The organism is Vibrio viridaestus (assembly GCF_003856525.1).
Lineage (GTDB): Bacteria > Pseudomonadota > Gammaproteobacteria > Enterobacterales > Vibrionaceae > Vibrio > Vibrio viridaestus.
Genome location: NZ_RJVQ01000001.1, coordinates 792,252 through 810,378 on the forward strand (window position 1 = coordinate 792,252; position 18,127 = coordinate 810,378).

General features: G+C 41.8%; 20 protein-coding genes. 9 read left to right on the forward strand and 11 right to left on the reverse strand.

What is annotated here, in order from left to right:
• Positions 1-7 precede the first annotated feature (7 nt).
• Together EES38_RS03525 and EES38_RS03530 are read right to left on the reverse strand one after the other, a co-directional pair.
• On the reverse strand, positions 8-304 hold the full coding sequence (locus EES38_RS03525) for a putative quinol monooxygenase (RefSeq protein WP_124935775.1): 297 nt from the start codon (positions 302-304) through the stop codon (positions 8-10).
• 185 nt (positions 305-489) lie between these two features.
• Positions 490-1,974, reverse strand: a complete 1,485-nt coding sequence (locus EES38_RS03530) for an alkaline phosphatase family protein (RefSeq protein WP_243694140.1) — start codon at positions 1,972-1,974, stop codon at positions 490-492.
• Positions 1,975-2,185: 211 nt separating this feature from the next.
• Between EES38_RS03530 and EES38_RS03535 the strand changes: the two genes are divergently transcribed.
• From EES38_RS03535 to EES38_RS03545, 3 genes are all read left to right on the forward strand, one after another.
• Entirely contained in the window at positions 2,186-2,698 is a 513-nt protein-coding gene (locus EES38_RS03535; RefSeq protein ID WP_439333236.1) for a DUF3299 domain-containing protein, read from the forward strand.
• Positions 2,699-2,763: 65 nt separating this feature from the next.
• Positions 2,764-2,982, forward strand: a complete 219-nt coding sequence (locus tag EES38_RS03540) for a DUF3820 family protein (RefSeq protein WP_124935777.1) — start codon at positions 2,764-2,766, stop codon at positions 2,980-2,982.
• Between the two features lie 153 nt (positions 2,983-3,135).
• The gene (locus EES38_RS03545; protein WP_124935778.1) at positions 3,136-4,503 is read left to right on the forward strand and encodes a diguanylate cyclase; all 1,368 of its coding nucleotides are present in this window, start codon (positions 3,136-3,138) and stop codon (positions 4,501-4,503) included.
• On the opposite strand, the gene EES38_RS03550 is transcribed toward EES38_RS03545, so the two are convergent.
• From EES38_RS03550 to EES38_RS03580, 7 genes are all read right to left on the reverse strand, one after another.
• Positions 4,504-4,956 carry a L,D-transpeptidase family protein gene (locus EES38_RS03550; RefSeq protein ID WP_124935856.1) on the reverse strand — a complete coding sequence of 151 codons (453 nt, stop codon included), beginning with the start codon at positions 4,954-4,956 and terminating at the stop codon, positions 4,504-4,506.
• Positions 4,957-5,024: 68 nt separating this feature from the next.
• Positions 5,025-6,680 carry a BatD family protein gene (locus EES38_RS03555; RefSeq protein WP_124935779.1) on the reverse strand — a complete coding sequence of 552 codons (1,656 nt, stop codon included), beginning with the start codon at positions 6,678-6,680 and terminating at the stop codon, positions 5,025-5,027.
• Between the two features lie 5 nt (positions 6,681-6,685).
• On the reverse strand, positions 6,686-8,536 hold the full coding sequence (locus tag EES38_RS03560) for a VWA domain-containing protein (protein ID WP_124935780.1): 1,851 nt from the start codon (positions 8,534-8,536) through the stop codon (positions 6,686-6,688).
• Positions 8,529-9,497 carry a vWA domain-containing protein gene (locus EES38_RS03565; protein ID WP_124935781.1) on the reverse strand — a complete coding sequence of 323 codons (969 nt, stop codon included), beginning with the start codon at positions 9,495-9,497 and terminating at the stop codon, positions 8,529-8,531. Before EES38_RS03565 ends, EES38_RS03560 begins: the two co-directional genes overlap by 8 nt.
• Before the next feature lie 7 nt (positions 9,498-9,504).
• On the reverse strand, positions 9,505-9,981 hold the full coding sequence (locus EES38_RS03570) for a DUF4381 domain-containing protein (RefSeq protein ID WP_124935782.1): 477 nt from the start codon (positions 9,979-9,981) through the stop codon (positions 9,505-9,507).
• A complete protein-coding gene (locus EES38_RS03575) occupies positions 9,982-10,914 on the reverse strand; it encodes a DUF58 domain-containing protein (protein WP_124935783.1) in 933 nt (310 codons plus the stop codon). It abuts the gene before it with no gap.
• A 3-nt stretch (positions 10,915-10,917) separates the two neighbouring features.
• On the reverse strand, positions 10,918-11,874 hold the full coding sequence (locus EES38_RS03580; RefSeq protein ID WP_124935784.1) for an AAA family ATPase: 957 nt from the start codon (positions 11,872-11,874) through the stop codon (positions 10,918-10,920).
• Positions 11,875-12,091: 217 nt separating this feature from the next.
• Here EES38_RS03580 and EES38_RS03585 point away from each other — a divergent pair, with 217 nt between their 5' ends.
• Positions 12,092-12,292, forward strand: coding sequence for a restriction endonuclease subunit S (locus tag EES38_RS03585; RefSeq protein WP_124935785.1), 201 nt, complete (start codon positions 12,092-12,094; stop codon positions 12,290-12,292).
• 57 nt (positions 12,293-12,349) lie between these two features.
• Here EES38_RS03585 and EES38_RS03590 read toward each other — a convergent pair whose 3' ends face one another.
• Positions 12,350-13,006 carry a DsbA family protein gene (locus EES38_RS03590; RefSeq protein ID WP_124935786.1) on the reverse strand — a complete coding sequence of 219 codons (657 nt, stop codon included), beginning with the start codon at positions 13,004-13,006 and terminating at the stop codon, positions 12,350-12,352.
• 371 nt (positions 13,007-13,377) lie between these two features.
• Here EES38_RS03590 and pepT point away from each other — a divergent pair, with 371 nt between their 5' ends.
• Positions 13,378-14,607: a peptidase T gene (gene pepT, locus EES38_RS03595; protein WP_124935787.1), complete on the forward strand. Its 1,230-nt coding sequence runs from the start codon at positions 13,378-13,380 to the stop codon at positions 14,605-14,607.
• A gap of 162 nt (positions 14,608-14,769) precedes the next feature.
• On the forward strand, positions 14,770-15,609 hold the full coding sequence (locus tag EES38_RS03600; protein ID WP_124935788.1) for a mechanosensitive ion channel family protein: 840 nt from the start codon (positions 14,770-14,772) through the stop codon (positions 15,607-15,609).
• Between the two features lie 56 nt (positions 15,610-15,665).
• Here the strand turns inward: EES38_RS03600 and EES38_RS03605 are convergent, their stop codons facing one another.
• Complete coding sequence (locus tag EES38_RS03605) at positions 15,666-15,875, reverse strand: cold-shock protein (protein WP_124935789.1); 210 nt, start codon at positions 15,873-15,875, stop codon at positions 15,666-15,668.
• A 442-nt stretch (positions 15,876-16,317) separates the two neighbouring features.
• Here EES38_RS03605 and EES38_RS03610 point away from each other — a divergent pair, with 442 nt between their 5' ends.
• The 3 genes from EES38_RS03610 to EES38_RS03620 all read left to right on the forward strand — a co-directional run bounded on the left by EES38_RS03610 (position 16,318) and on the right by EES38_RS03620 (position 18,090).
• Positions 16,318-16,557 carry a hypothetical protein gene (locus EES38_RS03610; protein ID WP_124935790.1) on the forward strand — a complete coding sequence of 80 codons (240 nt, stop codon included), beginning with the start codon at positions 16,318-16,320 and terminating at the stop codon, positions 16,555-16,557.
• Positions 16,558-16,648: 91 nt separating this feature from the next.
• Positions 16,649-17,653: a response regulator gene (locus EES38_RS03615; RefSeq protein WP_124935791.1), complete on the forward strand. Its 1,005-nt coding sequence runs from the start codon at positions 16,649-16,651 to the stop codon at positions 17,651-17,653.
• A 2-nt stretch (positions 17,654-17,655) separates the two neighbouring features.
• Positions 17,656-18,090 (forward strand): PAS domain-containing protein, encoded by a 435-nt coding sequence (locus EES38_RS03620; protein WP_124935792.1) that lies wholly within the window; start codon positions 17,656-17,658, stop codon positions 18,088-18,090.
• Positions 18,091-18,127 lie beyond the last annotated feature (37 nt).

Genomic DNA, 18,127 nt, shown 5'->3' on the forward strand with positions numbered 1-18,127 from the left:
TGAGTTGCTAAGCGACTATTTTGAACGATTTTACATCCAGTTTATCAAGCAGGTTAAGTTCCTGAGCAGTCGTCACAAAATATTGAAAATGAGGAGTTTGCTGGTGCTCTGTCAAAGCTTGTTCACTTTTCCATTCTTCACGCATGATAAACAATTCTTCTTTTTCAATATCTTGAAGAAGTTCGTATGTAATACAACCTTCCTCTTTACGTGATTCAGTAACCAGCGTCGTGAGAAGAGTGTATAACGACTCTGACAGTCCTGGCTTTGCTTCAATTTCCGCGAGTAAATATACGTTCGACATGATTTCCACCTTTGAGCCCAAATGACATTATTTCTAAATGTGTAAGTTTTATGACTCTAATACGCTAATCGTTACATAGAGTTGAGTCAACAATTGCTTGCCCAACTATGAATATGAAAAAAATGAAAAACTCAGGAAAATCCTGAGTTTTTGTCTTTAGCCAACGTAGTTTGTTAGTGTTTATATTACTTGGTCAGATCAAGTGCTTCGTTGATAACGTGGAATATATAATTTTGTTCAACAGCACCTTGGAAAAGGTACGCTTCAGGGCCTCGCGCAAAAATTGCTACGTCTTCACCTGAGTGAGTTTCTGAAGCAAATTTTACTAACGCTTGCTGATGATAATCTGGACTCAAAACCTGTTCCTGAGTCGGATTTTCTCTGGCACCGTTAACTGCATTTACACCGTTACCATAGCTGATTGTTGTATAGCGTTTACCAAACTCATCTTTATTGTACTGACCATTTTTCTTAGATAAACCCAGAATCGGGTTCCCTCTATCCGAATAGCCATTCATAATCATGGTGTGTGCGTGGTCAGCCGTCACAATAATTAATGTATCTTCTTGATTGGTTTTATCCATAGCCGCTTTAATTGCTTCATCAAACGCAACGGTATCAGCGAAAGCGCGATAAGCGTTGGTATCATGGTGTGCGTGGTCGATACGTCCAGCTTCAACCATCAAGATATAGCCATCTTTGTTTTTGCTTAATATATCAATCGCTTTAGACGTCATTTCAGCGATTGAAGGCTCATCGTTTCCACGGTCCGCTTCGTATTTCATATGACTGCTTTCAAAAAGGCCAAAGGCTCTTTTGGTATCGCTATTGAGTTGATCAAATCCTTTTTTATCATAGACATATTGACCTTCAGGATAGCGTTGTTCCCATTCCTGAATTAAATTACGTCCGTCTTTACGTTTCCCTGTCTTACCTTCAGGATCCGTTACCGTTGTGGGTAGAAATTCGCGGCGGCCACCGCCGAAAACAACCTGTAAGCCGTTTCCTTCATCAAAACTCACTAGCTGCTGCGCGATATCAACACATCCCTGATTCTTCGCGATATTGGGCATCGTCGAATCGTTTTCCCAGTCACGATCTGCGCTGTGAGCATAAGTGGTCGCGGGTGTTGCATGAGTGATTCGAGCTGTCGATACAACACCAACAGACATACCTTTTTCGGCCGCCATTTCCCAAGCCGTTTTTACTTCGTGTCCTTTCGCTGTGTTACAGAAGCCACGGTGGACATTGTCATCGATACTAATGATACCTTGCTTGGTTTTTACTCCAGAAACCATTGCTGAGGCGGTACCAGCTGAATCGGGTGTTTGTGCATCTGTGTTATAGGTTTTTGATAGAGCGACGTAAGGAAGCGTTTCCATATTGAGTTTATATTCTTCGCCAGTCATTCCCTTACGTTGTCCTTCAAAAATACGCGAGGCCGTAATGGTTCCGATACTCATACCATCGCCGACAAATAAAATGACGTTTTTAGCGCGTTTATCGATTGGTTTATTTGCTTTTGCTTGTTCAATCTTCTGTTGAGCCGCTTTATACCATTCATCATTTTTCTGTGGAGCGTCAACAGATGTCATTTGATTCGTATTTGAACCACAACCAGCCAATGCCAGTAGGATAGAACTGGCCAGTATTAATTTATTATTTTTCACTATGTTCTCCGACTTATAATCTTCGTTTTAGTTTTTCGTACCACTGTATGGCTAATATTTCGAAGCAAATGAGTGACGTTTTTATTACCGTTGCATGAAGCTTTATTTAATCTCCACAGAATCTGAAGTAACGACCAGATGTCATTAAGTTGTCATGTTGTTGGATAAGAATACTGTTCCAAAATAATGACATGGTAATGCTGTTGTAATGATATACAGGAAATTTCACGCCTATTTATTGCTATTTCTTTTCGCCTTATTCGCCAGTCTTGATGCTCGCGCAGAAACAGTAGACAAAGAGGGCATTATTACACTGGAGTGGCAGGACCTTATTCCACTACAGGAAAGAAATAGAGTACCAACACCGCGACCTAGTGCCATAAATCACGACAGTGATACACCTCCGCAGCAAAAACTGGGGGGGGTACGGCAGGATCTAGACGGCAAAAAAGTAAGAATGCCCGGATTCGTTATTCCGTTGGAGGGCGACAATAATGTGGTGACGGAATTTCTTTTGGTGCCTTACTTTGGTGCCTGTATTCATGTACCACCTCCGCCGCCGAATCAAATTGTTGATGTTCGTTTTGTCGAAGGCGCGCCAATCAAGGAGCTTTGGCAGACCGTGTATGTCGTTGGCGTTTTGAAGACAGAAACCGTCAATCGTGAATTAGGTGAAACGGCTTATGTCATCGATGGAATTAGAATTGAACCTTATAAAGAGTGAGTCTCACTGGCGTTCTTTTATAGGAAGTGGTACAAATCGACCATAACTCATTGTAATCCACGAATATGCTAAACCAAGAAAACCTTCTTAAACTCACTCGAATAAAAATGCCATTTGGTAAATATGCAGGTCGTTTACTTATTGATCTTCCTGAAGAATATTTACTCTGGTTTGAACGTAAAGGCCAATTTCCTGATGGTGAACTGGGGCAACTGATGCAGCTTTGTCTTGCACTGAAAATAGAGGGCGTCGACTCTGTTCTCAAACCTTTAAAAAGAGAATAACTCCATAATTTGCGATAAAAAAGCCAGGAGAGCTTGCATTTAAAGGACTTTTATTCTTTATTTAATTGATAAATATAATAACTATATAGATAAGTTACTTAATAGACCCCAAAAGGGTTGAGCAAGTTTAGGTGAGAGGGAATCTCTGACGCGATGTTTCTAAAAAGACTGTTTAAACCCAAATCATTATGGGTTATCGCTCTGAGTCTGATTTATTGGCTGGGGGCGTTTCTGTTAATAGAAACTGCCGCTAATATTGTTGCTGATACTGAGGTTAAATCAGAAAAAGAAGAAATCCGGTATCAGGTTGCTTTAGTTCGCGCACGCCTAGAAGCGGCGATTTATCGTGATTCGTACTTAGTCGAGAGTTTAGCCACTTTGGTGACTATCGATACTGCGTTCGCAACCGAAAATTGGGACTCAATTGCTTCGTCGTTGCTTGCAAGAGCCTCATACGTGAGAAATGTCGGTCTCGCGCCTAATGATGTCATCGAAAAAATTTACCCGTTGAAAGGTAATGAAAAAGCCTTAGGACTCAATTTTAAAACACTTCCAGAGCAATACAAATCAGTGCTTCAGGCCAAAAAACTACAAAGTATCTACATTGTAGGCCCCGTTGATTTGGTTCAGGGAGGAAAAGCTCTCATCGCACGCTATCCCATTTTTACTGATTACCCTCATAACAATCAGTATTGGGGGTTGGTCAGTGTTGTTTTGGATTATGACCGTTTGCTGCTCTACAGCGGCGTAAGTAGCATTGAACATGCAAACCTGGCGATTCGTTCATACTCTATCAATGACGACAATAATAATTCCGTGATTTGGGGGGATACTCAAACCATCGAAAATGCGGACTTATCATTCCCGATACACATACCTAATCGCCTTTGGAATATTTATGTTCAATACAAAGATACGCTGACACATTCCTCCCACTATAATCAACTCAAATTGGTGGTAAGAGTTTTCGGCTTTACCAGCTTTATTGCTGTTTACCTACTGATTCTACTGTTCGTACGGCGATATGCTGATATCCATAAGGCCTCTTATCAAGATGAGCTGACCCGTTTGCCAAACCGACGCTTTATGTTGGACACCTTGGAGCGGTTGGCCGATCAAAATGATGCATCTCCTTCAAAATTCGCTGTATTGAGTGTGGATTTAAACGATTTTAAATTGATTAATGATACCTACGGTCATGAGGCGGGCGATGAAGTTTTAAGGTATGTCTCGAAGAAACTGACTGAAGTACTGAGGGCTTCGGATGTTGTATCTCGCTTCGGTGGTGATGAATTTATTGTTTTATTACACCGAGTCTCTAAGGAAGAGGAGATTCAGGTTGTCATTGATAAGCTTAAATATGCCATGAGTGATTCTGAATTGGTTTGGAATGGTTTTACTCTGGCTATCTCTATGAGTATTGGTTACTCGATATACAACGGTAATACTTCGGTAAAAGAGTTATTGGCGAAGGCTGATAAAAAGATGTATGCGGATAAGGCCGATATGAAAGGACGATAATTACCATTCAATATCAATAGGTGTGCCCGGTTTCACAAGCTGGATAAACTCATCCATTTCCTTGTTTGTGATTGCTATACAGCCGTTTGTCCAGTCGAAGCTTTGAATAAAACGCGGATCTTGCTCAGTTCCATTTTTTAATCCATGTACGCTGATAGCACCTCCTGGAGAGACGCCTCTCTTACGTGCACTTAAAATATCAAAACGGTTGGGGTAATTGATATGAAAAGCCTTGTAGAACTGAGAGTTCGTAATAGTGTAGTCCAGTTGGTAAAGTCCCTCTGGCGTTTTTTTGTCACCTTCACGCTGTTTGTGGCCTTTGGGGTTTTTCCCAAGCGCTATTCGGTATTCGCGCACAACTGAACCGTTGTCGATTAGATACATACGGCGTTTGGATTTATCGACTTTCACCAAATCGATGCCTGCATAGAGGTGAAAAGAGCAAAGTAGCATGATCACCGCGATAACTAATTTAAAAGTAACGATAGCTAATCTCACCCTCTTTGCTCTCCGTTTGAGTTTTACATCTTGGGCAGTTTAAAGGATTTCTTCTCTCGTTTGTGCTTTTTCATTTTCGCAAACTGCTTTAGTAAGGATAGAACCTTATCCGGTTGGTATGCTGAAGAATCCCGGGAATACAGTTGTGCGAGAAGATCGGCTATCGCGCTGTCTAATTCCTTAGCATCTTCACTAACATAGCCTTGTTCCGACTTCCAAAGAGTATAAAGACGCTGGATGTTAATACCATCCTTATCATTGATAGCAGCTTTTAGAGCATCAAATGTTGTCTGTTGCGAATCCCCTTTATTTTTTTCCTCTAGAGTCGACTCTTTAGCGGTAGCTTGTTTTTTCAGTTTTAGAATAAAAAGAAGTAAGGTCAGTAACCATAAAATGGCGAATAGACCGGTTAAATATGGCCAGTAGCCTGAGTCTGTGACTGTCTTAGTTATGATCTTTGGTGCAGCACTTTCTTGGACTGGAGCCTCTTTTGTAAGCTCCGGCTTTTGCGGTTGAGTTACAGGACTTCCTGTCACAACGATGTCCTTGGCCTGCAGAAACGATTTACGCTGCTTCTGCGCTGTGGTATCCCACCAATTCAACGTTACTCCTGGGAGCGTATATTTGCCTGGCGCACTAGCAATGATGACCTGTTTTAACGTCATTTCTATATTGCCATTGGGTTGTGTTTTATAACTTGGTTTTTCTGGATAAACTCGCAGGCTTTTCGGATAGTTTAATGCAATATCTGGAATTCTATCCTGGCCAACGCCATTGACTTCCAAGTGAATGATTCGAGTTAGAGAGTCACCGACGTCGAGTTTTATCGGGTTATCTGAGATGGGTTTATTATGTACACCAAGCCAGTCGTCCGTCAGGCTTAATGAGGACGTTGGTAACCAGGTTCCTTGGTATTGTTGTGGCTTGGCCATTACGTTGATAGTAAACGTTTTAGGTTGAGTTACGAGTGGTAATATTTTTGTATTGCCACGAACATCACGGTAATACATAGAGCTTTGGAACTGAGGCTCTTTTACTGAGTGTTTCCCTGGGTTCGTCGCGGTGATTCTAAAGCTCTGAGTGAGCACCGTTGCACTGATTCCATTGATCACTTCTTGCGACTGATCGGGTTCGCTTGCCGCTTCCAAACTAACACCGTCGGCTGATGGTGGTGTTATCTTTGGATCTTGCATCGCGCGAGTATCGGCTTTGATGATGAGTTTCACGTGCATCAATGTACTCTCGTTAGGATAGAGAGTGGATTTATCGATATGCGTTTGTATTTGTACCAGATCTTTTGTCTTAGGAGATGAGACGTCCTTTACCACCTGAATAGCAACAGGTTGTGTCTTTTCTCCCTTGATTTGAAAGCTTGGAATAGTGACTACACCAAGTTGATTTGTTGCAAGAGTCACTCTCCATTCGGACTTATTACTCCGGCTACCATTTATGATGCTGATTGAGTGCCCAAAGCTAGGTTGACTGACCATAAACTGCGATTTTAATTGTTTAAAATCCACAGCATCTCTATCAACGTCCTGATCGGTAGAAATAGTAAGTTGAAATACTTCATTTTGCGTTACTTGATTCTGACTGACTGTCGCCGTTGTACGCGCGTACCCAGTCCATGATGTTAATAATGCTAACGCTAATATGAGTGTATTAAGTACTGTTCTCATAGGTATTACCACTCTTTTCCGTTATTTTCTGGTGGTGATTTTCGTTTTGCTTGAAGCAGCAACTGTGCTCTTAAAAGGCGGCTAGGATCTCGGGCATTTTCCACTTGTTCGAGTTTCCTGAGCTCTGGGTCAGCCGCTTTATTTTTATCCATTTGTTCGTCTCTCGTCGCCGACGCTTGTTGATTATCCGAGGACTGGGTTGGTTTAGGTTGAGTCTCACCATCGTCAGTTGACTTAGAATCCGATTTTTTCTCATTCTCTTGGGAGCTTTTGGCCTTTTCTGGTTGATTACTCTTATCTTGTTGAGATGAGGATGGCTTATCATTTTTTTTATTTTCAGATTGTTTATCTGGATTCTGCGATTGTTTTTTATCCGCAGAATTATTGTTTGATGAATCTGATTGTGAGCGATCGGAATTCTTCTTGTTTTTATTCTCTGAACCTTGAGAATTTTGTTGCTGTTGCTGTTGCTGTTGCTGTTGCTGTTGCTGTTGCTGTTGCTGTTGCTGTTGCTGTTGCTGTTGTAATGCTTTTTTCACAACCTCTAAGTTATGTTTAGCATCAGCATTATTCGGGTTTTTACTGAGAATGTTCTCATAGCCTTTTATGGCCGCCTGTAAGTCTCCCGATTTAGCTAAAGCATTTGCAAGATTGTACTGAACGTCTTCACTCGGATTTTTTATACCTGAAAAGCTTTCAGCGGCTTGTTTATATTTCCCCGCTTTGTAATAAGCGGTCCCTTTCCACGCAGGATCTGAGAACTGGCCTGCCGCCTGATCATAGTTTTTTGCATCAAATGATTGCTTTGCAGCTTGGTCACTATTGAGCCATGGTGATGCCATGACTTTGGTTGTCGGTGCACTCAATGTAAGCATGAATAACAGTGAAAAAATCAGTCCTTTACGAAATAGAGTAAGGGCTGGAATAAGAAGAAAGGGAAGTAACCAGTAACCATTATTGATGCGGTCACTGATGGTCTGCTGCTGTCTTTTTCCGGTAGAAAGCAACGTTTTACTTTTCTCAACGATAGTTTGTACGTCTTGATTACTCACGCTTAGTGGTACAAAAGTACCACCAACAGCGTCGGCTAATTGCTTCATTGTACTGAAGTTTGATTTTGCAATAATCGTTGAGCCTTGATTATCCCTCATCAACGAGCCGTCAGAACTTGGGATCGGAGCTCCGGATGTTGAACCCATACCGAGGATGATAAGGTTCCAACGACTGCCTTTGAGCAAAGATTCAATATCGGATAGTTCTTGCTTATCAATGTCGTCGGTTATCAGGATTAGAGAGCCCTGACTTTCCTGACTGTCTTTCATCAACTGTATTGCCTGCGCTACACCTTTGGCTGCATTGGCGCCAGGGTAGGGCATTATTTCAGGGGAAAGGCTAGGAAGCAGATTTTCAATAGTGGCCGAATCCGTCGTTAATGGTGATACGGTATAAGCATCAGCGGCATAAGCGACCAAGCCCGTGTAACCGTCTTCCCAGCGAGCCAGAAGGTCTTTCGCTTTGTAACGGGCTTGAGTTAGCCTGTTTGGCTTATTATCGCGTGCATACATTGAGCGAGACATATCCATAATGAGGACTCTCGCTGCTGTACTGCTGAACGTAGGCGTCGCTTGTTTTTCGAAGCTGGGTCCAGCTAGAGCGATGACAGCCACTGAAAAGCTAAGACCAATGAAGAGAAGCTTTTTCGAAATATCCTGTGTACGTTCTACCCCCAACGCTTTCGCTAGATGTGGTGCAATCAAGGTCTGTTTTTGTGGTTTAAACGTATACCAAGCCATGATGAGAGCTATAGGCAGAAGTGCCAGTAACCAATATGGATATAAAAATTGAAAATCAGACATGACTTCTCCTCAATACCAATAAAATCAGAGAGCCGAACAGGGCTAACGCAAGTGGATAAGGAAACCATTCATCTTGAGGGCGCCATGTTTGCTTAGCTTGCTGAACTGGTTGCAGGCTATTTATCGTGTCATAGATGGTTTCAAGTTCTTTCTTGTTGCGAGCTCTGAAATATTGACCGCCAGTAATTTTCGCTATTTTCATCAGTGTTTTTTCATCGAGATCGGCGGCTGTATTGATTTTGCGAGTCATAAAGAAGTCTTGGACGAGCATTTCTCCAGCACCGACACCGATCGTGTAGATTTTTGTGTGGTATTTTTTTGCAATTTCAGCGGCTTTTATAGGATCTAATACACCAGCTGTATTACTGCCATCACTGAGTAAAATCATGACACGTTGAGGTGCATTACCATCGATAAATGTCTTAGTGGCTAATCCGATACCCTCTCCAATTGCAGTATTATTACCAATCAGCTTCAACACAGTTTGATCAAGTTGCTGCTTAACAGTATTGCGATCGAACGTTAGTGGGGTTTGCAAATAGGCATGGTCAGCAAATAATACTAAGCCTAAGCGGTCACCTTTACGTTTATCAATAAAGTCGTTCAGGACGTTTTTTACTGCTGAAAGTCGGTCGATGTAATCATCTCCGTCTTGCATGTCTTTCTGGCTCATAGAATAGGACAAATCGACAACTAGCATCATATCCCGGTGTTTGGGCTGAGCAGAAATCGGGTCGCCGAACCAGACTGGTCGAGCTGCAGCAAGAATAAGACACAACCATACGAGAGACGTGATGATTACGACTGGCAATGATTTGGACTGTATCGCCCCTTCATCTGGAGGTAAGTAGGTTAAACGTACTGCTGCCTTAGGTTTTACTGGTTTGGTTAGCCAGCGAAACACAATAGGTAGTGGTAGAAGAAATAACATCCACCACCACTCAAATTCGATGTTTGTCAAAACGCCGTTATCTCCTGTTTTTTTTCGGCGGTAAAGACTCTTCAACCCATGCTACACAGTTTTCAATCATTTGGCTTTCATCACCACTATCTACTTTCTTGTGTTGATATAATACGGCTTGCCAAAGATTTGCATCTGGCACAAACAGCGGTTTACCGTATTGTGTATCAAGAAAGGAATACCAGTCATTGCCCGTAAGATGGGCTATATCTTGTCTGGAGTAATAGCAAAAAGCGGCTTGCCGAACGAGTTCGATTGCATCAGAGGGCGTCATCCTACCGTGTTTAGCAGTCAGCATCTTCAGCGCTGCCTTTTTAGGAATGAGTCGTTTTATTCGCCAACGAATAACAAGTATCACAATAAGGGTCGCCAAAAAAACGACACCTATCAGGCTGAGCCATCCCCATGCTAAAGGCCACCAAGAGGGAGCATCGGGAAGGTGAATGGGATTCAGCTCTAACAATTTTGATAAAGATTGTGACATTTATAAGGTTCCGATTAGTTGTTTCAGCAAGCTAGTGTTTGTTGTCAAATTGGTGTAAGGAATACCCAATTTTCTACACAATAATAATAGTCTATCCTTATGAGAATCAAAGGATTTTTTTATGCCATTGCGCGTAGCATCCGCTGAAAAGTTTAACCATCGGGTTTGAAAATAATCTGTGACCGTTTCTATTCCTCTAAATGATGTATTTCCCTCCTCCAGTGGGTCCGAAATATGAACAAAACGCAAAACATTATGCTGTTTTAGACGTCTAAAATAGATATCCTGTTCTGGAGAATAGTTTGTAAAGTCACTAATTATGATGACTTCGCTGCCCTTATTTACTGTTTTTACGAGCGTCGATAAACTGACGTTCCACTGTTCTATAGACGATTGTTGACTTTGATTATTACGAAGAGCCAAGGTTTGTAACTCGACCAAATTTTGCAGTAGATTCAATACGCCTTTCGTACTGCCTTTTGGTTTTAGGACTCTTTCGTCTTCTCCTAAGTGGACGACTGCACCAATACGATCTTTATTTGCTTGTGATAACCAGGCGATTAGGCTTGCTATATGAGCTGCCTGAACCGATTTCAACATCAGAGTTGAGCCAAATTGCATGCTATTCGAAAGATCGATGAAAAGCACGACAGGCTTTTGTTGTTCCTCTGTGAACAGTTTTGTATGCGGCTTACCGGTTCTGGCAGTAACTCGCCAGTCTATTGCTCTTATATCGTCCCCACTTTGATACTGCCTTACTTCAGCGAAGTCCATACCTCGTCCTAGGCGTCGACTCTGGTGCTGACCTGTCATCACAGACCAAAGGCTTTTGGCCGGTGGCATCCAAGCAATGCTCTGCTGCTTGTAGGTCAAAAGCTCTTCAAGGGTCAACTCAACGCCATTGCTGTAGAGGGGCAGATCTAATGGAGCCATAAGTTACGCGCTCCCTACCAGAGAAAGTAGGTGGCTAATCACCTGATTAGGATGAATATTCTCTGCTTGAGCGTGGTAGCTCAGAAGTAATCGGTGCCTTAACACAGGAAAGGCCATCGCTTGTACGTCTTCGGGTGATACGTAGTCTCTGCCATCCATCCATGCATGGGCTCTAGCACAGCGATCTAGTGCGATAGTTGCGCGAGGACTGACACCTAAATCAATCCACTGAGCGAGCTGATTATCGTAGTCTTTGGGTTTTCTGGTTGCCATAACCAGACGGACAATATACTTTTCAACGGCTTCTGCCATGTGAATATTAAGAACTTGATCCCGAGCTGCGAAAATCGTTTCCTGAGTGATCTTCTCTGGTTTTACTGCTGTAACACCTGACGCTTCGCCTCTATTCAGACGCAGAATCTCAAGTTCACTCTGCTCATCAGGGTAATCGACATTTAAGTGCAGCAAAAATCGATCAAGTTGAGCTTCAGGCAACGGGTACGTACCCTCTTGTTCAATCGGGTTCTGTGTTGCCATGACCAAAAATAGTTTTGGAAGAGCGTATGTTTTGCGTCCCGCTGTAATTTGCTTTTCGGCCATGGCCTCTAACATTGCAGCCTGAACCTTTGCTGGGGCTCGGTTAATCTCATCAGCGAGCAATAGCGAATGAAATATGGGTCCTGGCTGGAATTTAAACTCACCCGTTTCCGGACGGTAAATATCTGTGCCTGTTAGATCCGCTGGCAACAAATCGGGTGTGAACTGAACTCGGTGAAACGTACCTTCAATACAACCCGTTAACGTTTTTATCGCGCGTGTTTTTGCGAGTCCTGGAGGACCTTCGACTAAAATATGTCCATCAGCAAGTAGTGCTACCAAGATTTGCTTGATAAGTTCTTCCTGACCAACAACTTGACTGTTTAAATAACTTCTCAGCTGTGAAAATGCTTCGACTGGCATAAGCTACCTTCTCCTCGGTAATTCACCTTTTAGTAGTCTTTTAATAAAAAAAGTTCCCCTTTTTTATCATAAAATTAGCGAACTTTACTAATCAGTTTACTGGTCAATTATTCCGGCGAAATTCATTGTGCGTTACTATGCAATTTGAGTGAGATCTGGAATCTATAACTCGACTTGGTTACACTTCGGCAAAGCAAACTAGATTGTGGGTGATAATATGAGCGATTTTGAAAAAGAACTGGAACAAATGATCGACGATGATTCTGCAGAAGAAGAAGTGAAACTTCCGACGATGGAAGAGCAACGCGCCATTGTTGCTAAGTTGAAGCAACTTGAAGCAGAAGGCAAGTTAACAGATGAAGTGTTAGAGGAACATTTTAGTCAGTTTTTTAACGAAAATGACAGACCCGTCCATTAATTCAGATTCCATAAGGCTACTTCAATTTAAAGTGGCCTTTTTTGTATTGAATAACGTTTAATGAATATGCTTAAGCTCGGGAAGTAATTCCTGAAGAATCTTTTGGTATTCTTCCTCACTTCTCACACCAGAAATGACTTTATTTTGCTCTAATATTACCGTTGGCGTTTTATTTATGCCGGCATCTAGCCATTGCTTTTCAGTTAAAATTACCGCTTGCTCCCAAGTTTTATCAGATACGATGCAATCCACTACTGCATCATTCACATTCATCGACCTACAGAGACTTTTAAGCACATCATCGTTGTTGATATCGAGGTTATCAGAAAAGTAGGCTTCAACCAGTTTAGTTCTGAGTGTTTCCGTATTGCGTGCCAAAGTAGACCACATCATTAATTGGTGCGCTTTACGCGAGTTAAAAAGCATGAAGTTATGGTCAAATGCGATATCGAATCCAACTTCTTCGGCCCATTGTTTAACCTTGTTTGTCACGCTAGTTAACTCGGTATCCGATAGGTGGTATTGTTTTTTCGTATGTTGATAAAGATTCGCGCCTTTATCTGGAAGGGTTGGATTCAGTTCGTAGGGTTGCCAGTTTATATCTATGTTTACTTTTTCGTTCAGGGAGGCAATCGCTGAGGTAAGGCGGCGGTAGCCTATTTCACTCCATGGACACACAATATCAGCGATGATGTCAATTCTGAGCGTTTTCATCCGGTCTCCAAGCAAAAGCTAACGAGTTTCAATTCGGCAAATTTATTGTCGTCTCTAGTTTTACTGTGCCACATGCAACGCAATAAAAAAAGCCTCTCGATAAATAGGTCTTAACGAGAGGCTTAATGGCGCGTTTTTGTTTCTATCGAAGGGAACTTTGAGACCCTTTAAAAATAGTTGAGTATTTACTCTTTTGCAAAATTCGCCCTATGAAAATCAGAGCCGATATGGCATTCCTTGTGACGATGGGTCTTAGCAATATTTTTTCGCGCAACATTTACCGTATAAAAGCTGACTTGGGACAAATCGATATTGAGAAGCAAGCGTACTATTGAATGATTATCAGGCTATAGAGTAGATAGAGAATAATAATGAAGTCCTTAGTAGAGAGATTTTTAACTTACGTACAGTTCGGAACACAATCTAATCCTTATAAGTCCACATGCCCAAGTAGCTCTGGTCAGAAAAAATTTGCGAAGCATATTTATGAAGAGCTCGTTGCTATGGGGTTAGAGGACGTTTCAATTTCTGACCATTCGTATGTCTATGCTAAGTTATCCTCTAATGTCGAGTATGATGTCCCCGCAATCGGGTTTATTGCTCATATGGACACATCTTCGGATGCTTGTGGACGTCACGTTGTGCCGCAAATTGTAGAAAATTACCAAGGGGGCGACATTGCTCTGGGAAATGGAGATGAGGTGCTGTCGCCTATTCGTTATCCAGAACTACATCAACTTCACGGACAGAATATTATCACGGCAAGTGGGAACACCTTGCTTGGTGCAGATGATAAGGCTGGGATAGCAGAGATTATTACTGCGATAAGTTATTTACTTAGCCATCCTGAAGTTGCCCACGGTGATGTATGCATTGCATTCACTCCAGATGAAGAAATTGGACGTGGAGCAGACTTATTTGATATTGATAAGTTTGGCGCTCAGTGGGCCTATACCGTCGATGGTGGTGCGGTGGGTGAACTTGAAATGGAAAATTTTAATGCGGCCAGCGCTAAAGTGTCGTTCTTTGGTGTGTCGGTTCATCCCGGGGCGGCAAAGAACAAACTGGTTAACTCGATGAACTTAGCCGCTAAATTTCAATTGATGATGCCAGAAGATGAAACGCCAGAACAAACTGAAGGTTATCAGGGGTTCTATCATTTATCTTCAGCGATTATGTCTATCGCCCATTCAGAACTGCACTACATCTTAAGAGATTTCGATAAAGGTGGACTCGAATTACGCAAAAAGTTTATTCAAGATAAAGCCGATGAGATGAATCGTGGCCTAAAACATGGAAGAGTTGAAATCGATATCGAAGATTCTTACCACAATATGAAAGAGATGATAGAGCCGCATCCTGAAATTATAGAGTTGGCAAAGGCAGCAATGATTGAACTCGATATTGAGCCAAAACTTTGTCCAATTCGTGGTGGAACAGATGGGGCAACACTTTCATACATGGGATTGCCTTGTCCCAATCTATTTACTGGTGGCTATAATTTTCATGGTATTCACGAATTTATTACTGTCGAGGCGATGGAAAAAGCTGTCAGTGTCATCGTCAAGATTATCGAGAAGACATCGTTACGTTACCTGTAGTCAATGAACTCAATTACGTGATAGAACGCAATAAAGCATAACAATATGATGATGTTTTAGTGATGAGGGTGCATTTTCTGCAAAACTTACTTTAGAATCAAAGGGTCGGAATTATTCATGCCACACCGGCCTTTTTAAATAACAATAAGTAAGTGAGACACTATGAGTCAGTTAGAGGCTTTTGGGACATATGTTTGGGGAAGTAAGCCACTATTAACGGTAGTTATTCTGCTTGTGCTGTTTATCGTCCGTAGAATTGTTCTTTCTCAGATTCGTGGCGAAGCCGCTTTTATCACGGAGAAACAACGTAAATGGATGTCACGGACCAAAAATGGCAGCTTTGCGTTACTTTTACTTCTGATGTTCTTTCTTTGGAAAGAAGAAATTAACGAATTTGCTCTCTCAGTCACCGCGATTGCGGTTGCCATTGTTGTGGCATCAAAAGAAATTATTCTGTGTTTTACCGGTTCGATACAACGTGCCAGTTCTCGTTCATTTCGTATCGGTGATTGGATTGAAGTGGGGGCGATAAGTGGTGAAGTCATCGAATACAATATGATGGCGACAGTTATTCAGGAAATTGACCTAACACGTGGTAAGTACGATTACACAGGTAAGACCGCCACGTTGCCAAATAGTATGTTTTTTACGTTCCCAGTAAAGAACTTAAATTTCATGAAGCGATATGTCTATCATGGGTTTGATATCGTCGTAAGAGACTTCGTCAACCTTTACCCGTTGTTCCCACTTTTGCATGAGCGGATCGATCAACATTTCGCTCATTTCATTGATGTTGCTAAACGATACAATGGCATGATTGAAAAGCACGTTGGTGTCGACTTGCCCGGACCAGAAGCACAAATTTCAGTTCAGAGTAACATCAATGGCGAGCAGACCGTTCATATCATGCTGTTTTGTCCAACGGATAAGGCGTTGACGATCGAACAGGACATTCGAAAAGACTTTATGGAACTTTATGAAGAGCGTTTTGCGCAGGCATAAATGAAAATAGCCAGCTTAAAGCTGGCTATTAAAATTCTTTTAGTACTTAATTAGAATTAAAGTACTTTGATGTTTTCAGCTTGAGGACCTTTTTGGCCTTGAGCGATAACGAATTCAACTTTTTGACCCTCAGCAAGAGTACGGAAACCGTCACCTTGGATTGCGCTGAAGTGAGCGAAAACGTCTGGACCGTTTTCTTGTTGAATGAAACCGAAGCCTTTAGTTTCGTTGAACCATTTTACGGTACCTGTTACGGTATTAGACATAGTACATATCCTATCAAAATTTTATTAAGCCGATATCGGCGCTTCTAGCGTGGAAAAGTAGATTGCTATTGCGTACACACGACCGGGGGAGTAACAAGTATTCCAACGAAACGCATTTGTATACAAAGAACTTCTTTCTAGCTAATCTCATAGTAGATTATTGATATTTCTTGTCAATGAATCTTTTATTAAAGTGGTCGAGTAAAGTCAAAATATCGAATTTAAATTGTTACTTTTTGAAAAATTTCATTGTTTCAGGAAAAATTTGGTTGAAGATCAAATAACTTGGTGAATTGTTACCCCACTCTGGTTTCCTCGAAATTCGATATTCTCACCGTGCGCGAGTGCGCAACTCTGATCAAATTAGACTATAGTTTTAGAGCATTTACCTCGGCTAGTTATTACGCTTTGCCTATGTTCATCAGGGTGTTGAGTCATAAATATGTATTTAGCTCTCATTATCGCGGAAAAAAGTGTTCTGGTTTTAGGTGTCGTTCTGACTTTAGTCAGTGTTTGGCAGTATGGAAGACGAAGTCATGACTGGAGAGGTGTAACATTAATGCTGTTTAAAAGAATTCCGATGACAGTTAACGAATATCGCTTCTATCGTTTGGGTGTTGCTTTACTCTTTTTGGCTGTGATTATGCGTTTCGGTATTCTGACCATATGGCCAACTTACTGACTTTTTTAGAAATTATTTTCTGCTTATACAAAAAATGACGTAAATGTGAGACCATAGTCAGTAGCTTTTCGATTTTTCAAAGGGTGATTGAATGTCTCTTCCCGTGCTTATTTGTGATGACTCGTCACTTGCCAGAAAACAAATGGCGAGATCGCTTCCTCCAAGTCTCAATGCTGATGTTGCTTTTGCGGTACACGGCCTTGATGCTCTAGAGCAGTTAAAAGCAAAACAATTCAAATTGATGTTTCTCGACCTTACCATGCCTGAACTGGATGGTTTTGGTACTTTGGAGGAGATAAAAAAACAAGGTATGGATATCTCCGTCGTTGTTGTATCGGGCGATATTCAACCCAAAGCGAAAGAGCGGGTCATGTCTCTCGGTGCCAAAGCGTTCATTCAAAAACCGATGAACGCCGAAACTGTTAAACAAGTGCTACGAGACATAATTGAACCGCCGACACAGCCCAAGGTAGTAACGCCGGTTTCCTTTGAACTCCCCATTGTAAAACGTAGAGATATCTATCTGGAAGTCGCTAACGTATCAATGGGCCGAGCGGCAGATGCATTAGCACGACACTTCGATGTGTTTGTTGAGTTACCTCTGCCGAACGTCAATATATTTGAAGTCAGCGAGTTACATATGGCGCTTCGTGACCTCGCTGAAAACTCTCAGGTCTCAGGCGTTTGTCAGGGCTTTAGTGGAGAAGGCATTGCCGGAGAAGCGCTGGTACTGCTGAGTGACTCCAGCGTAAGTGATCTCAAGAAATTAATGAAAGTTCCGGTCGATAGTGAAGAACTGGAAGAACTTGAACTTCTGATGGACGTATCGAATATTCTGGTCGGGTCATTTTTAAATGGTTTGGGAGAGCAGGCAGAGGTCCGCTTTTTCCAAAGTTCCCCCGTACTATTAGGGCAACATATATCTATCGATTCCGTCATCGAAAGTACTGCTGGCTCTTTTAGTAAGACAATGACATTTGAAGTGAGTTATAACATTGAGGGGACGTCGATTCGCTGTGATTTACTGTTTATGTTCGTCGATGAATCCTTACCACTTCTTGATAATAAGCTTTCGTATCTTATGGAGGACTTTTAGTTATGAATCTTCCTGCAGAGTTTGAACAGTTCCACTGGATGGTGGATATGGTACAGAATGTCGATCTTGGATTGATTGTGATTGATCGCGATTACAATATTCAAGTTTGGAATGGATTTATGACCCATCATAGCGGTAAGCAATCGCACGATGTTATTGATAAATCATTGTTCGAGATATTTCCTGAAATCCATGCTGAATGGTTTAAATTAAAAACAAAACCTGTCTATGATTTGGGTTGTCGTAGCTTTATTACCTGGCAGCAACGCCCTTATCTTTTTAAATGTAGAAACGTCCGTCCTGTTACTCAACAGGCTGACTTTATGTACCAGAACGTTACGTTGAACCCAATGCGTACACCGACTGGGAAGATTAACTCTATTTTCCTTTCTATTCAGGACGCGACTGCCGAAGCACTGGTTTCATTGCGTTCCTAAATTATTTTGGATGGGTCTGTTAACTCATCCACTCTTT

Coding starts and splice junctions, on each gene's coding strand:
- EES38_RS03580 (WP_124935784.1), bottom strand. CDS start 11,874: ATGCCAGTCGAAGCATTTTCACAGCTGAGAAGTTATTTAAACAGTCAA.
- EES38_RS03525 (WP_124935775.1), bottom strand. CDS start 304: ATGTCGAACGTATATTTACTCGCGGAAATTGAAGCAAAGCCAGGACTG.
- EES38_RS03620 (WP_124935792.1), top strand. CDS start 17,656: ATGAATCTTCCTGCAGAGTTTGAACAGTTCCACTGGATGGTGGATATG.
- EES38_RS03585 (WP_124935785.1), top strand. CDS start 12,092: ATGAGCGATTTTGAAAAAGAACTGGAACAAATGATCGACGATGATTCT.
- EES38_RS03605 (WP_124935789.1), bottom strand. CDS start 15,875: ATGTCTAATACCGTAACAGGTACCGTAAAATGGTTCAACGAAACTAAA.
- EES38_RS03560 (WP_124935780.1), bottom strand. CDS start 8,536: ATGTCTGATTTTCAATTTTTATATCCATATTGGTTACTGGCACTTCTG.
- EES38_RS03570 (WP_124935782.1), bottom strand. CDS start 9,981: ATGTCACAATCTTTATCAAAATTGTTAGAGCTGAATCCCATTCACCTT.
- EES38_RS03545 (WP_124935778.1), top strand. CDS start 3,136: ATGTTTCTAAAAAGACTGTTTAAACCCAAATCATTATGGGTTATCGCT.
- EES38_RS03615 (WP_124935791.1), top strand. CDS start 16,649: ATGTCTCTTCCCGTGCTTATTTGTGATGACTCGTCACTTGCCAGAAAA.
- EES38_RS03575 (WP_124935783.1), bottom strand. CDS start 10,914: ATGGCTCCATTAGATCTGCCCCTCTACAGCAATGGCGTTGAGTTGACC.
- EES38_RS03600 (WP_124935788.1), top strand. CDS start 14,770: ATGAGTCAGTTAGAGGCTTTTGGGACATATGTTTGGGGAAGTAAGCCA.
- EES38_RS03590 (WP_124935786.1), bottom strand. CDS start 13,006: ATGAAAACGCTCAGAATTGACATCATCGCTGATATTGTGTGTCCATGG.
- EES38_RS03540 (WP_124935777.1), top strand. CDS start 2,764: ATGCTAAACCAAGAAAACCTTCTTAAACTCACTCGAATAAAAATGCCA.
- EES38_RS03610 (WP_124935790.1), top strand. CDS start 16,318: ATGTATTTAGCTCTCATTATCGCGGAAAAAAGTGTTCTGGTTTTAGGT.
- EES38_RS03550 (WP_124935856.1), bottom strand. CDS start 4,956: ATGCTACTTTGCTCTTTTCACCTCTATGCAGGCATCGATTTGGTGAAA.
- pepT (WP_124935787.1), top strand. CDS start 13,378: ATGAAGTCCTTAGTAGAGAGATTTTTAACTTACGTACAGTTCGGAACA.
- EES38_RS03555 (WP_124935779.1), bottom strand. CDS start 6,680: ATGAGAACAGTACTTAATACACTCATATTAGCGTTAGCATTATTAACA.